General features: G+C 71.0%; 14 protein-coding genes. 7 read left to right on the forward strand and 7 right to left on the reverse strand.

The window, feature by feature from the left end:
* Window positions 1-145: 145 nt before the first annotated feature.
* The 4 genes from OG453_RS27280 to OG453_RS27295 all read left to right on the forward strand — a co-directional run bounded on the left by OG453_RS27280 (window position 146) and on the right by OG453_RS27295 (window position 5,744).
* Window positions 146-2,785: an MXAN_6230/SCO0854 family RING domain-containing protein gene (locus OG453_RS27280; protein ID WP_266871155.1), complete on the forward strand. Its 2,640-nt coding sequence runs from the start codon at window positions 146-148 to the stop codon at window positions 2,783-2,785.
* 107 nt (window positions 2,786-2,892) lie between these two features.
* The gene (locus OG453_RS27285) at window positions 2,893-4,083 is read left to right on the forward strand and encodes a spermidine/putrescine ABC transporter substrate-binding protein (protein ID WP_266871156.1); all 1,191 of its coding nucleotides are present in this window, start codon (window positions 2,893-2,895) and stop codon (window positions 4,081-4,083) included.
* 168 nt (window positions 4,084-4,251) lie between these two features.
* Window positions 4,252-5,067 carry a hypothetical protein gene (locus tag OG453_RS27290; RefSeq protein ID WP_266871157.1) on the forward strand — a complete coding sequence of 272 codons (816 nt, stop codon included), beginning with the start codon at window positions 4,252-4,254 and terminating at the stop codon, window positions 5,065-5,067.
* The gene (locus OG453_RS27295) at window positions 5,064-5,744 is read left to right on the forward strand and encodes a class F sortase (RefSeq protein WP_266871158.1); all 681 of its coding nucleotides are present in this window, start codon (window positions 5,064-5,066) and stop codon (window positions 5,742-5,744) included. The genes OG453_RS27290 and OG453_RS27295 overlap by 4 nt, the downstream gene beginning before the upstream one ends.
* Window positions 5,745-5,783: 39 nt before the next feature.
* Here the strand turns inward: OG453_RS27295 and OG453_RS27300 are convergent, their stop codons facing one another.
* From OG453_RS27300 to OG453_RS27315, 4 genes are all read right to left on the reverse strand, one after another.
* Window positions 5,784-6,248, reverse strand: coding sequence for a hypothetical protein (locus OG453_RS27300; protein WP_266871159.1), 465 nt, complete (start codon window positions 6,246-6,248; stop codon window positions 5,784-5,786).
* Between the two features lie 15 nt (window positions 6,249-6,263).
* Window positions 6,264-6,728: a hypothetical protein gene (locus OG453_RS27305; protein ID WP_266871160.1), complete on the reverse strand. Its 465-nt coding sequence runs from the start codon at window positions 6,726-6,728 to the stop codon at window positions 6,264-6,266.
* A gap of 28 nt (window positions 6,729-6,756) precedes the next feature.
* Complete coding sequence (locus tag OG453_RS45175; protein WP_323178671.1) at window positions 6,757-7,524, reverse strand: RHS repeat-associated core domain-containing protein; 768 nt, start codon at window positions 7,522-7,524, stop codon at window positions 6,757-6,759.
* 121 nt (window positions 7,525-7,645) lie between these two features.
* The gene (locus OG453_RS27315; protein ID WP_266871161.1) at window positions 7,646-8,014 is read right to left on the reverse strand and encodes a helix-turn-helix domain-containing protein; all 369 of its coding nucleotides are present in this window, start codon (window positions 8,012-8,014) and stop codon (window positions 7,646-7,648) included.
* A 77-nt stretch (window positions 8,015-8,091) separates the two neighbouring features.
* Here OG453_RS27315 and OG453_RS27320 point away from each other — a divergent pair, with 77 nt between their 5' ends.
* Window positions 8,092-8,736: an NADPH-dependent F420 reductase gene (locus OG453_RS27320; RefSeq protein WP_266871162.1), complete on the forward strand. Its 645-nt coding sequence runs from the start codon at window positions 8,092-8,094 to the stop codon at window positions 8,734-8,736.
* A gap of 16 nt (window positions 8,737-8,752) precedes the next feature.
* On the opposite strand, the gene OG453_RS27325 is transcribed toward OG453_RS27320, so the two are convergent.
* Complete coding sequence (locus OG453_RS27325) at window positions 8,753-9,439, reverse strand: glycerophosphodiester phosphodiesterase (protein WP_266871163.1); 687 nt, start codon at window positions 9,437-9,439, stop codon at window positions 8,753-8,755.
* A 33-nt stretch (window positions 9,440-9,472) separates the two neighbouring features.
* Window positions 9,473-10,558, reverse strand: coding sequence for an adenosine deaminase (locus OG453_RS27330; RefSeq protein WP_266873146.1), 1,086 nt, complete (start codon window positions 10,556-10,558; stop codon window positions 9,473-9,475).
* A 246-nt stretch (window positions 10,559-10,804) separates the two neighbouring features.
* On the opposite strand from OG453_RS27330, the gene OG453_RS27335 reads away from it, so the two are divergent.
* Window positions 10,805-11,446, forward strand: coding sequence for a DUF4190 domain-containing protein (locus tag OG453_RS27335; RefSeq protein WP_266871164.1), 642 nt, complete (start codon window positions 10,805-10,807; stop codon window positions 11,444-11,446).
* A gap of 9 nt (window positions 11,447-11,455) precedes the next feature.
* On the opposite strand, the gene OG453_RS27340 is transcribed toward OG453_RS27335, so the two are convergent.
* Entirely contained in the window at window positions 11,456-12,013 is a 558-nt protein-coding gene (locus OG453_RS27340) for an NADAR family protein (protein ID WP_266871165.1), read from the reverse strand.
* A gap of 207 nt (window positions 12,014-12,220) precedes the next feature.
* Here OG453_RS27340 and OG453_RS27345 point away from each other — a divergent pair, with 207 nt between their 5' ends.
* Window positions 12,221-13,723: a gamma-aminobutyraldehyde dehydrogenase gene (locus tag OG453_RS27345; protein ID WP_266871166.1), complete on the forward strand. Its 1,503-nt coding sequence runs from the start codon at window positions 12,221-12,223 to the stop codon at window positions 13,721-13,723.
* The last annotated feature ends 31 nt before the right edge of the window (window positions 13,724-13,754 follow it).

The following is a 13,754-nucleotide window of genomic DNA, read 5'->3' on the forward strand; positions in this document are numbered from 1 at the left end:
ATGCCCGGCCCCGCCGCCCCCGCGTACCGTCACGTACGCGGGGGCGGCTCCGTTGTGTGCTTCCTTCTTTTCCTCTTCTGCAAAAAGATCCGTAGCGCACGCACTCTCCGCCCCCGCTCTTCATGTACTACGGGGGTGTGACCTGATGACGGCGACAACGACCGACGATCTCGCGGGACTGCTGCTGCGCCGTCGGCGGAGTGTGTACGTTCCCGAAGGCGCCGGACGGTCCGCCGTGACCGACGCCGCTGTCGTCGTCCTCGAAGCCGAACTCGCCGACCGCGGGCACCTGTTGACCGCCCCGCTGCGCCGCGCGCTGACCGCGCTGTCCGCCGGCGACCTCGCGGCCACCGGGCGGGGGCTGCTCGCCGATGTCGACGCGCTGATGGGCTCCGACCGCCACCATGCCCCGCTGCTGCGGCGGTTCCCCGACGAGATCCCCTACCAGCACGCGTACGACCGCTTCACCGCGACCGTCCTCGCGCATCTCGCGGCCCAGCCGCACCAGCCCTGCATGAACTGCGCGGGCACCAAGGCCCGGGTGCGCGCGCTCGCGCCCTGCGCGCATCTGCTGTGCGACGACTGCCACCCGAAGATGGTGGACTGGGGCTGCTGCGAGGAGTGCTGCGTCTGGTACGGCTGCCCGATCTGCGAGCAGCGTTACGAGACGGACGGGCCCACCGATCCCTGGATCGACACCGGGGCAGAGCTTGGCGGCGACGGTGGCGAGATCCTGCGCGCGTTGCGTCTTGGTGCGCCGGGCGACGCCGCCGCCGAGCTCGCCGCGCTGCTCGCCCGCCGTACGCCCCTCGACCCCCAGGACCACGACGACCTGGTCCTGCTCCTCGGACACCTGGTCCTGCTCCTCGGACACCTGGACCCGGCCGACGCAGCCGACTGGCTCCCGGCCGCCATCCCGCTGCGCGAGAGCAAGGCACTCGCCCTCGCGCCGCTGCTCGACCTCCCCGATGTGCGGCCGCTGGTGGCGCGGTACGCCGACACCGCCACCGATGTGCTGCGCGTACTCGTCGTACGTTCCGGAGGCGACCCCGACCTGCTCGAACTGCCGCGTCTGCGGGGGCTTTCGCGGCCCGTACGACGTGAACTCCTCGCCCTGCTCGACCGGTTCGACTTCCGGCGCCTGGCCGAGGACATGGCCCGCAATCCGCAGGCCTGGAAGCGGGTCGGTGAAATCCTGCACCCCTTCGAGCAGGCCCACCGGCACGCGCGCGTGGCGCTCGCCTTCGCGGTCCTGCGCGGGACCCGCATCGGCGACGGCGCGCTCGGCGAGACACTGCTCGCCGAGGCCGCCCGGCACGAGGACGTCCGGCTCGAAGGCGACCGGCTGCGCGTCGTCACCTGGCAGGGGCGCGTCGAGGAGGCGCTCGGCCGCTGGGACACCGAGGCCGCCGCCGGACTCCTTCGTGAGCGCCCGGGTGAACTCCTGCGCCGCCTCGACCTGTTGCTGGCCCGGTCGGGCTCGGCGACGCTTCCGGACGCGGTGGGCGAGGCGCTCGCCGATGCCCTGCCGCGCACGGCTCCCGGGCCGCTGCTCGGCGCGTACGGGCGGATGAAGGTCCGTTCCGTGCCGGGGCACCGCCGCGTCTTCTTCCCGCGCGGGCGGATCACCAAGGCGTACGCGGTCGAGGACCACCGGCCGCCGCTGCCCGCCCGGGTGGCGGGCCGGGCCGGTGAGCTGATCGAGGCGGAGGCTGTGCGGCGGCTGACGGTGCGCGAGGGGGAGCGGTACGACGTGGCCGTCCTGGACGCCTCGCTCGCCGACCTGCCGGTGCCGTTCGCCGAGCGCGCCTCCGCTGCCTCGCTGGTCGCGGTGCCACGCGGCAGCTCGCTGCCCATGCCGAAGGACAGCGAGACCGTGCGGCTCTTCCTGCACTGGCTGCAGCCCAAGGGGCTGCGCGTCGACCTCGACCTGTCCGTCGCGCTCTACGACGACCTGTGGCGCTTCGTCGGTCTCTGCGACTACACGCAGCTGGAGTACGCGGGCGGCGCCGCCCGGCACTCCGGGGACCTGACCTCGGCGCCGGCCCCGCACGGCGCCACCGAGTACCTGGACCTGGATCTGCCGCGGTTGGCGGGCACGGGGGTGCGGTTCGTGGTGCCCGCGGTCCTCTCGTACAACGACGTGCCCTTCGACGAACTCCCGGACGCCTTCGCGGGGTTCATGGCGGTGGAGGGCGCCGGGGGTGTGGGGGCCAAGGGACGGGCCCTCTATGACCCGCGCACCGTCCGCCAGCGCTTCGACCTCGCGGGCGACGCGACGCTGCGGGTGCCGATGATCGTCGACCTGCGGACGCGGCACGCGTGGTGGGCCGACGTCACCCTCGCCACCACCGGCGGCAACCACGACGTGTGGCGGTACAAGCGGCAGCTCGGGCGCATCGGCAACGACCTGCTCGATACGTTCAAGCCGCGGGGCCGGGCCACCCTGTGGGACCTGGCCTGCTGGACGGCGGCAGCGCGCACCGACGGCGACGTGTACGTACGCGGCCGCGGTCACGTCCTGTGGGGCTACCGCCGCGCCGATGACGAGCCGCGCGCCGACTTCGCGCTGCGCATCCGCGACGGCTGGGAGCCGGACGCGCTGTGTGCCGAGCCGGAGCTGACCGGCCGCCGTGCCCTTCTCGCGCTTCTGCACGGTGAGTTGGCGGGCGCGGAGGACGCCGCGTCCGGCACGGTGTACCGCCTCTACCCGGGGCCGGTCGACGCCGCGCCGCTGGAGCGGATCACGGCGGGGGACCTGGCAGGGTGGCTGGAGCCCGCCTGATCGGTGGCTGGAGCACGCCCAGTGATCGACAGGGTGTCGCTTCCCGACCGCTCGGGTCGACGCAGCGTCCATTGCTTGTACGAGGCACGCAGGCGCATGCTGCCGAGGTGCGAGCGAACCCCGTAGCTTCCTCAGTCTCCCGCCGGTCCCTGCTGCGCGCCCTTGGCGGTGGTGCCGCGATCGGTGCGCTCGCGGGGTGCGGTGTGCCGGCCGCGTACATCGGCCCCGGTGAGCGGGGAGCGCCCGACCGGTCGCGGCAGGACATGAAGCTGTCCTTCGCCAACTGGCCGCTCTACATCGACACCGACGACGATGACGCGGCGAAGCGGCCCACGCTCGACGCCTTCGAGAAGCGGACCGGCATCGACGTCCGCTACACGGAGGAGATCAACGACAACGACGAGTTCTTCGGCAAGATCAGCCCGTCCCTGATGAACCATCAGGAAACGGGCCGGGATCTCATCGTCATCAGCGACTGGATGTGCGCCCGTTTCGTGCGCCTGGGATGGGTCCAGGCGATGGACCGGAGCAAGCAGCCGAACGTCACCAAGTACCTTGACCCGCTGCTGCGTTCACCCAGCTTCGACCCGGGCCGCAAGCACACGGTGCCCTGGCAGTCCGGCATCACCGGCATCGCGTACAACAAGCGCAAGGTCGGCCGCGAGATCAAGCATGTCTCCGACCTGTGGGCCGACGACCTCAAGGGCAAGGTCACGCTGCTCTCCGGGCTCGACGAGTCGTTCGCGCTCCTGATGCAGGGCGACGGCGTCGACATCACGAAGTGGCAGGCCGACGACTTCCACCGCGTGTGCGACAAGGTGGAGAAGCTGGTGGCGGCGAAGCACATCCGCCGGTTCACCGGCAACGACTACATCAAGGACCTCTCCAGCGGCGACGTCCTGGCCTGCCAGGCCTACAGCGGCGACGTGATCCAGCTCCAGGCGGACGACCCGGACATCGAGTTCGTCGTCCCCGAGGAGGGCGCGGAGCTGTGGGCGGAGTCCCTGATGATCCCCAACCTGGCGAGCCACAAGCGGAACGCGGAGCGGCTCGTCGACTACTACTACGACCCAGAGGTGGCGGCGGAGCTGGCTGCCTGGGTCAACTACGTCTGCCCGGTCCCGGCCGCGCGCGACATCCTCGCCTCGTCCAAGGACAAGGAAGTGGCGGCCCTCGCCGAGGACCCGCTGATCTTCCCGGACGACGCGATGCGCAAGCGGCTCGCGATCGCGCGGGACATCACGTCGGAGGAGCGGACGGAGTTCGCAAAGCGGTGGAACGCGATCGCCGGTCTTTAGCTCCCTTTGAACACTCGAGAGCCTCGTTCCGTTTCATGGGTAACTGCCTCGCAGTCAAGGGGCAGTTGATGCCCATGTGGCGTTCGGTGGCTCGCTCGGGCATCGCCAGGAATTCCGTACGACATGCGGCCTTCCCTTCCTCTCGGGGGCCGCGGAAATGGAACGAACGTGATGCCCAAGCGGACCGGTCTTCTCGCGGCGCTCGCCGCTCTGCCCGTCGCCCTCCTCACCGTGGCCGTCTCGTCCCCGGTGTTCGCGGCGGACACCCCGGCCTACCAGCTCGACCTGGAGCAGCTGAACGGCTCCGGCTCCAAGGGAACGGCCCTCCTGAGCCTGCGCGGCAATGAGCTGACCGTGTGGATCAAGTCCGAGGGCATGGTGCCCGGCCAGCCCTCGGCACAGCACCTGCACGGATCCACCGACGGGCACGACTTCCAGTGCCCGGACGACGGCGACGACACCAACGGCGACGGCATCCTCGACAACACGGAGGCCACCGTCCACTACGGCGACATCAACATCTCGCTGACCCTCTCCGGGGGCACCGACGCCGGCAGCGGCCTCGCCGTGGACCGGATGCCGGTGGCCGACGCGGAGGGCAAGGTCCGCTACAAGCGGACCATCACCGTCGGGCAGGACGTGGTGGACCACATCAAGGACCTGCACATCGTGCAGCACGGCGTCGACCGCAACGACAACGGCAAGTACGACTTCGAGGGCGCGGGCAAGAGCGAACTGGACCCGAAGCTTCCGCAGGAGGCCACCGCTCCGACCAACTGCGGTGTGGTCGAGGGCGCGGCAGTCGGATCTGTACCCGTCGGCGGGGTCGAGACCGGGGGCGGCGCGGAGGGAGGCGTGTCCCCGGGTGCCGTGATCGGTACCGCGGGCGCGGCGGCGGTGACGGCCGCAGGGGCGCTCGTTCTCGCGTGGCGGCGGATGACGGCCGTTGCCCCGGCGGTCGTGAAGACCGGGGATGCCGCGTGAGGCGCCCGGTCCGCAGGGTGTGGGCCAGTGTCCGGCATGCCTCCGCCGCCGCGGTCGCCGCCGTCGCGGCGGCCCTGGTGCTCACCGCATGCGCGGGCCAGGACACGGCTGCCTCGCAGGCGCCGCCGCCGGCCCGGAGCGCGGAGCGGGGCGGCACGGCGGAGAGCCGGACACCGGCGACGGGGTCGGAGTCGGAGTCGGGCGGCCGGGCGACCACGGCCCTGGACCGGTCGGTGCCACAGAGGGTCGCCATCCCCTCCCTGGGCGTGTCCAGCGAGCTGGAGACGCTGGGGCAGAACGGGAAAGGGGCGATGACGACACCGAAGAACCCAGATCTGGCGGGCTGGTACGAACCGGGCCCCACCCCCGGCTCCCGGGGCCCGGCGGTGATCGCCGGACACGTGACCTGGAACGGTGCGGACGCGGTCTTCAAGAAGCTGAAGACGATGAGAGCCGGAGACACCGTCGAGGTGACACGCCAGGACGGGAAGACGGCCACCTTCACGGTGGACCGTGTCGAGGAGTACCCGAAGAAGGAATTCCCCACCCTGGACGTGTACAAGAACATCGACCACGCGGGGCTCCGCCTGATCACCTGCGGCGGTGAGTTCGACGCGGACCGGAACTACTACCCGAACAATGTCACGGTGTTCGCGAGCATGACGGATGTCGCCTAGGGCCTGGGAAGGTGTTCTCGCGGTGCAGTCCTCCTTGCGTCAGCGGCGTCGGCTCAGGGCCTTGCGAGCGTCCTCGGCCGCGTACGTGATGTTCAGCCGCCAGGTCGCCAGTTTGTCCTGCACCTTCGATGCGACCTTGCGCCACTTGAACCACGGCGGCAGGTCCCGGAACGGTACGTAGTCGAGGGTGTCGTCGACCGCGGTCTCGGCGAGGCCGCCGTGACCCTCCGCGCGCAGCGCGGCGTACAGCTCTGGGGTGAGTTCGCCGTTGACCCGGGCCGCCGTGCCGGCCGCGGTGTACGCGAATCCTCGCTGACCGCGGTCCGGCAGCCGCATCGCCTTGAGGATGCGTGGTGAGGCCTCGGCCAGCGGGCAGTTGAAGGCCAGTCCGATGGCTGCCGTACCGAGACCGCTCTCGCAGCGTTCGTACGCCGCGTCCCACTCGGCGGGGTCATCGAAAAGCAACAGGCTTACGTCGCCCTGCCAGTCCCACACGGACGCCACAGACGATCCCTTCCGTCAGCGTCGTCGACGCAGCGCCTTCCAGGCGTCAGTGACTGCGTCCTCGGATCGCAGCCGCCAGCCCTCCACCTTGTTCCGCACCCTTGTCATGATTTTCCGGCGCTTGAACCACGGCGGCAGTTGCCGGAACGGCACAAAGGTCAGGGTGTCCCTGATGGCGTGCTCGGCGAAACCGCCGGGACCCTCCGTGCGCAGCGCGGCGTAGAGCTCTGGTGTCAGCTCGCCATTGATCCGCGCCGCGGTGCCCGCTGCGGTGTACGCGAACCCCCGCTGATGGGGGTCCGGCAACCGCATCGCCTTGAGGATGCGTGGTGAGGCCTCCTCCAGGGGACAGTTGAAGGCCAGTCCGATCACCGCCGTGCCGAGGCGCTCCTCGCCGCGCTCGTAGGCCGCGTCCCACTCGGCGGGGTCGTCGATGCCCAGCAGGCCTTCGCCGCTCTGCCAGTTCCATTCGGACGCCATGACCGGTACTTCCTGCTTCCTGCGTACGTCACCCGTCGCACTTCGGCGGCGGGAGCACCTTCTGCTTCTTCTTGTTGTTGATCATTTTGGCCCTCACCAGCTTGGTCAGAGTGTTCTCCTTGACGATCTTGCCGTTCTTGTCGGTCTTGTACTCGTGCCGGTCGAGAACCACGATCTCGTTGTTCACGTGGTCCACGCCGACGCGCCGGAAGTCGTCCGGGTTGTTGCCCTCGCCGCGGACGATGGACCGGTCAAGCGCGGCCTGGCCGTTCGCGGGGGCGCGGCCGATCTCGCCCTTGGCCGACGACTGGCTGCCCGAACCGTGCTTGTCGTACGACGAGTCGTCATAGATGAGGATCGGCTCGTCGCCCTCAAGGCCGAGCGGGTCGCTCCAGCGCAGCGGGTTGTCGACGTACGCGTGGTGGTTCGGGGCGGGGGTGAGGCCCAGTGGGTCGGGGGAGAGGTAGCTCGCGGTGTCCGGGTCGTAGTAGCGGGACAGGTTGTAGTGCAGGCCTGTTGCCGGGTCGCGGTACTGGCCGGGGAAGGACAGCGGGCACAGGCCGTCGTCGGTGCCGGCCAGGGGCCTGCCCCACAGGCTGGTGGCGGAGCGCCAGGCGATCGCGCCGTCGTCGCCGACGAGTTCGCTGGGGGTGCCGACCAGGTCGGTGACGATCGCGTAGAACTGCCTGCTGACCTCGTCCGGGTCCGCGGTGCGCCACCGGCTGCGCATCTGGGCCGCCGCACGGTGGGTGCCCGGCTCCCAGTCCCAGGTGAAGCGGATCTCCCCTGTGCACACATGAACGTACAAGGTCAGGACGTCCGGCGGAAAGCCGACGGTTCCATGGCCGTCCCGTTGCTGCGGCCCAGGTCAGCGCGGGGGCGGCCCTCCGGACGGCAGGCGCGCCGTGGCGTGTTGTCTACGCAGGCTCGCCGGACGCCCGGTCGGCGCGTTCCTGTGCCGCCATCACCTCGTCGCCGTGGTCGAAGGCCCATGCGCCGAAGGCCTCGACGGGGGTGAGCAACGTGTGGCCCAGGGCGGTGAGTTCGTACTCGACGCGGGGCGGGGACTCCGCGTACGACGTGCGGGAGACCAGGCCGTTGTACTCCAGGCGGCGCAGGGTCTCGGTGAGGATCTTGGGGCTGATGCCGCCGATGTGCGCGCGCAGGTCGCCGGGGCGGCGCGGGCCGTGCCGCAGGGCCCACAGGACCACGGCGTTCCAGGTGTTGGAGAGCAGATCGAAGGCGAGCCGGGCGCGGCAGTCGGCGAGCAGATCGTCGTTCGTCACGTACCGAATGGTGCCTGAGCGGCTTCCTACTGTCGTTCTGTGCCCCGAAGTTCGGGGCTCCAGGAGAGGGGATCGGCATGCGGATAGGCATCATCGGTACGGGCAACATGGCGGACGCGCTCGGTGCTCAGTGGGTTCGGGCGGGGCACGACGTGGTGATCGGCGGGCGCGATGAGGGGCGGGCGGCGGCGCTCGCCGAGCGGATCGGGGCGGCGGGGCACGGGACGCCCCGCACGGCCGCCGAGTTCGGGGACGCGGTGCTGCTCGCCGTGCCCTATGAGGCGGGGGGCGGAATCGTTGGAGGGTTGCAAGAGGAGCTGCTCGGGCGGGTGTTGATCGACTGCTCCAATGCGGTGGGCCCGGGGTTCGTTCTGCTCACCGAGGGTGGTCCGGGGGCCGCCCGGCGGCTTGCCGACGCGGTGCCAGGGGCCCATGTCGTCAAGGCGTTCAACCTCTGCCATGAGGGCGTGTGGCGGATGGAGCCGCCGGTCTTCGACGGCAGGGCGCTCGCGGTCCCGGTGTGCGGGGACGACCAGGGGGCGCTGGATGTCGTACGGGAACTGGTGAAGGACATCGGCTGTGAGCCCTTCGCCGCCGGTGGGCTCGACCGGGCAGGGCTTGTGGAGGCGACGGCCGCGCTCCTGATCGGGCTGTGGGTGGGGGAGGGCGTGGACGCGCAGGCGATCGCGCCGCCGCTCGCGTACGCCACGGGCGGGCGGTGACGCGGGCCCTTTGCCGTCAGGCGTTCGCCGCGAGGACCCTGTGGAGCACGTCGACGCGGTTCGTGGTGATCGAGTCGACGCCGATGTCGACCAGGCGGCGCATCGAGCGTTTCGTGTCCGGGGTCCAGGCCGAGACGAGGAATCCCTCGCGCTGCAGCTCGACGGTCAGGTCGCGGTCGAGCAGCGTGAAGCGGTAGTTGAGCCAGCGCGGCTTGATCGCGTCGAGCACGGCGCGGCGCGGCGGGGCGATGCTCGTCCAGGTCAGGGCGATCTCGGCGGCGGGATCGGCGGCGCGCACCGCGAGCATCGTCTGCGCGCCCGCGCAGTAGTACGCGCGCTCCGCCGCCCCGCAGTCGGCGATCGTGCCGACGACCGTGCGTACGGACTCGGGCGTCGCGCCCGGCAGATCCACCATGAGCCGGTGTCCTTCGGTCGCCTCGATGGCCTCTTCGAGGGTGGGTACGCCGTACCCGGTGAGGCCGCGCACCTCGTCGACGGAGAGCGCGGACAGCGGGCGCTCGTGGTCCCAAAGGCGCTTGAGCGTCGCGTCGTGCAGCAGGACGGGGACACCGTCACGGCTGACGCGGACGTCGATCTCCACCGCGTCCGCGCCCCGTTCGAGCGCGGAGCGCAGGGACGGGAGGGTGTTCTCGCGGACGCGGTAGGGATCGCCTCGGTGGGCCACGGCTGTCACGGTGCGCATGAGCCCATTGTGGTGCCGTCCTGCGGTTCCGTCCTACGGAGCGAGCCAGGTGTCCGTGTACGTGTCGATCTCCGCGGCGATCCTCGCCTTGCCCGCCGGGTCGAGGAACGACGCCTCGACGGCGTTCTTGGCCAGGGCCGCGATGCCCCGTTCGTCGAGGCCGAGGAGGCGGGCCGCGACCGCGTACTCGCTGTTCAGGTCGGTGCCGAACATGGGCGGGTCGTCGGAGTTGATGGTGACCGGGACGCCGGCCGCGACGAACTCCTTGATGGGGTGCTCGTCGATGGTGGTGACGGCGCGGGTCGCGATGTTCGACGTCGGGCAGACCTCGAGCGGAATGCGCTGCTCGGCGAGGTGCGCGAGCAGCTTCGGGTCCTGGGCGGCGCTGGTGCCGTGGCCGATGCGCTCGGCGCCCAGGTCGGTCAGGGCGTCCCAGATCGTCTGCGGGCCCGTCGTCTCACCGGCGTGCGGCACGGAGTGCAGGCCGGCCGCGATCGCACGGTCGAAGTACGGCTTGAACTGCGGCCTCGGTACGCCGATCTCGGGGCCGCCGAGCCCGAACGAGACCAGGCCTTCGGGGCGCAGCTTGTCCGTGGTCGCGAGCCGCAGCGTCTCCTCGGCGGACTCCAGGCCCGCCTCGCCGGGGATGTCGAAGCACCAGCGCAGTACGACGCCGAGCTCGTCCTCCGCCGCCTTGCGGGCGTCCTCGATGGCGTCCATGAAGGCGCGGTCGTCGATGCCGCGGCGCACGGAGCTGAAGGGGGTGACGGTCAGCTCGGCGTAGCGGATGTTCTGCCGGGCCATGTCGCGGGCGACTTCGTACGTGAGCAGGCGTACGTCGTCGGGGGTGCGGACCAGGTCCACGACCGAGAGGTAGACCTGGATGAAGTGCGCGAAGTCCGTGAACGTGAAGTAGTCCGCGAGGGCCTCCACGTCCGTCGGCACCTTGGAGTCGGGGTGGCGGGCGGAGAGCGCGGAGACGATACGGGGGGACGCCGAGCCGACGTGGTGCACATGCAGTTCCGCCTTGGGCAGGCCGGCGATGAAGGCATGTGGGTCACGCTGCTGCTCTGCGGTGCGGTGGTCGGTCACGGTTTCCTCCCCAGGAACGGGCTTGATCGGCTGATCGGTGGGTCGCGGAACATCGTAGGCGGCGGGATTCCCGTGGCGGGCGGGCGGCTGCCGGGCGGCGCCGGGGCCGTAGCATGACGGAACGTATGAAAGAGGTGACTCGCCATGTCCAAGGCCGAGGGGCCGGCGCCGGACGCCGGCGCTGAGCCTGAGCGGGATCCGTGGGCACCGCCGCCGGAGGACGCGCCGCGGGGGGCTGTGGGGTCACCGGGAGCTCCGGGAGCGCCGGTTCCGTTGGAGAAGCGGGATCCGTGGGCGCCGCCCGAGGAGGTGCCGCCGGGTGCGGGGCGGGCTTCGGGATGGTCGGCTCCCTCCGCGCACGATCAGTCGACGATCGCCGCGGCCGGTCCCTTCGCGCCGCCTCCGCCGCCGGCCGCCGGGGCGGGTGAGCCGGTGCCGCCGCCTCCGATCGGGCCCGAGGGGCCGGGGCAGGTGCCGTACGGGTACCCGGGGGGTCCGGGGCACCCGGGGTACCCGAGTCCGCAGGGATATCCCGGCTACCCCGGGTATCCGGGCTACCAGGGGCAGGGCCCGCCCGGGTACGGCTGGCCCGCCATGCCGATGGCTCCCGCCAACGGGATGGGCGTGACCTCGCTCGTCCTGGGGATCATCGCGGCCGCCGTCTTCTGCCTGTGGCCCCTGGCGATCGTCCTCGGCGTCCTCGCGATCATCTTCGGGGCGATCGGGCGCGGCAGGGCGCGGCGCGGCGAGGCGACGAATCCCGGGCAGGCGCTGGCGGGGCTCATCTGCGGGATCGCCGGGGTCGTGCTGGGTGTGGGGCTCCTGGTGGCGCTGATCGTCATCCCGGACGACGCGTTCGAGGACGGGGCCTCGGGGGACGGCGGCCACGCGGTGACCGCGGCCGCCGGCCCCTGAGCCGAACGCCTAGCTGAGCCGGTCCCTGGCCGCCATCAAGGCGAAGCCCAGCAGATTCGGCCCCCGCCACTTCTCCGGATCCTCGATCCGGGGGTCGTCGGCCGCCAGGCCCACGCCCCAGATGCGGTCCATGGGGCTCGCCTCCACAAGGACCCGCGAACCCGTACCCACGAGGAACCCGCGGAGCTCGTCCGTCGACGAGAACTTGTGGACGCTGCCCTCGACCACGATCCCGAAGCGCTCCCGCTCCCATATCGCCTCGTCGAAGCCCCGCACCAGGCGCCCCGCCTTCTTCGCCTCGGCGGGCGTCCGTGAGGCGAGGACCGCGCGCTCCGCCTCCGCGTCCTCGAAAAGCCGGGCCTTGGCCGCCATCATCCAGTGCTCGGCCGTCCCGTACTCCACACCGTCCACGGTGAACGGCGCGAGCCACCACTGGCTCAGGCAGCTGGAGCCGAGCGTGCCGTCCCTGCGCGGGGTGTGGCCCCAGAAATGGAGGTACTTCAGCCGCCCTCCGTCGCCCTTCCGTAACGCCGCGACCAGCGCCTCCACCGAGTCGATCTTCGTCATGCATGCGAGTCTGGCACGCACCACTGACACTCCGTCCTGGGTTTTCCGGGGCGACTCGACACCTGGTCGACAGATTCCGTCGCGTAACCAAAAGGCAACAACGGAATCACTTGTTGGAGCACCAGTGCTCTGTCAGGATCGGCACTCAAATCGATCTGGAGCTACGCCGACCCCTGCGGGACGGGGGCGACGGCGGAGGAGAGCGTCATGCACAACTTCCAGGCGCAGGACCATTTCGCGGAAGGCGCGCAGTACATCGCCGGACGGCTGACCGAAGGCACGTCGGGGAGAACCCAGGCGGTCGTCGACCCGGCCACGGGCGACACGGTCCACACATACGAACTCGCGGGCGAGAAGGACGTCGACGCCGCGGTCGCCGCAGCCGCGCACGCCTTCCCCGAGTGGGCGGGCGCCACGCCCGGCGAGCGCTCCGACGCCCTGCACCGCTTCGCCGCCGTCCTGGCCGACCGCGCCGAGGAGTTCGCCCAGGCCGAGTCGCTCCAGTGCGGCAAGCCGATCAAGCTGAGCCGGGAGTTCGACGTCCCCGGGACCGTCGACAACGCCGCCTTCTTCGCGGGAGCCGCCCGCCATCTGCAGGGCCAGTCGGCCGGTGAGTACTCCGGTGACCACACCTCGTACATCCGCCGTGAGCCCATCGGCGTCGTCGGCTCCATCGCGCCCTGGAACTACCCCCTCCAGATGGCCGCCTGGAAGGTCCTTCCGGCCATCGCGGCCGGCAACACCATCGTCCTCAAGCCCGCCGAGCTGACCCCCTTCACCTCGCTCCTCTTCGCGCAGGCCGCCACCGAGGCGGGCATCCCCGACGGTGTCGTCAACATCGTCAGCGGCGCCGGGCGGGACGCCGGAGAGCGGCTCGTCGGCCACCCCGACGTCGCCATGACCTCCTTCACCGGGTCCACCGGCGTCGGCAAGCGCGTCGCCGAGATCGCCACCGCCACGGTGAAGCGGCTGCACCTGGAGCTCGGCGGCAAGGCGCCCTTCGTCGTCTTCGACGACGCCGATCTGGAGGCCGCCGTGCACGGCGCGGTCGCCGGCGCGCTCATCAACACCGGGCAGGACTGCACGGCCGCCACGCGCGCGTACGTACAGCGCCCGTTGTACGACGCCTTCGTAGAGGGCGTCGCCGAGCTCATGGAGAGCGTGCGGCTCGGCGACCCGTTCGACCCGAGCACCGACCTCGGGCCGCTCATCTCGCACGTCCACCGCGACCGCGTCGCCGGTTTCGTCGACCGGGCCCGCTCCTACGCGCGCGTGGTCACCGGTGGCGAGCCGCTCGCCCACCCCGGCGCCTTCTACAAGCCCACCCTCATCGCCGACGCAGCGCAGGACAGCGAGATCGTGCAGTCCGAGATCTTCGGGCCCGTCCTCGTGGTGCTGCCCTTCGACTCCGATGAGGAAGGGATCAGGCTCGCGAACGACACGCCGTACGGCCTCGCCGCCTCCGCCTGGAGCCGCGACGTCTTCCGCGCCAACCGCGCGACCCGCGAGATCAAGGCGGGCTGCGTCTGGGTCAACGACCACATCCCGATCCTCAGCGAGATGCCGCACGGCGGATACAAGGCATCGGGCTACGGAAAGGACATGTCCGCCTACTCCTTCGAGGAGTACACGCAGGTCAAGCACGTCATGTTCGACAACACCGCGGTGGTCCGCAAGGACTGGCACCGCACGATCTTCGGGGACCGATAGCCAGTAGGCCGCCCGACCAGCGGCCCTCCTC

Source organism: Streptomyces sp. NBC_01381, from assembly GCF_026340305.1.
In the GTDB taxonomy this organism is placed as follows: domain Bacteria; phylum Actinomycetota; class Actinomycetes; order Streptomycetales; family Streptomycetaceae; genus Streptomyces.

Bases quoted from the DNA above. Each gene is read 5' to 3' on its own strand.
- OG453_RS27320 (WP_266871162.1), top strand. From the start codon at position 8,092: ATGCGGATAGGCATCATCGGTACGGGCAACATGGCGGACGCGCTCGGT.
- OG453_RS27305 (WP_266871160.1), bottom strand. From the start codon at position 6,728: ATGGCGTCCGAATGGAACTGGCAGAGCGGCGAAGGCCTGCTGGGCATC.
- OG453_RS27340 (WP_266871165.1), bottom strand. From the start codon at position 12,013: ATGACGAAGATCGACTCGGTGGAGGCGCTGGTCGCGGCGTTACGGAAG.
- OG453_RS27280 (WP_266871155.1), top strand. From the start codon at position 146: ATGACGGCGACAACGACCGACGATCTCGCGGGACTGCTGCTGCGCCGT.
- OG453_RS27325 (WP_266871163.1), bottom strand. From the start codon at position 9,439: ATGCGCACCGTGACAGCCGTGGCCCACCGAGGCGATCCCTACCGCGTC.
- OG453_RS27345 (WP_266871166.1), top strand. From the start codon at position 12,221: ATGCACAACTTCCAGGCGCAGGACCATTTCGCGGAAGGCGCGCAGTAC.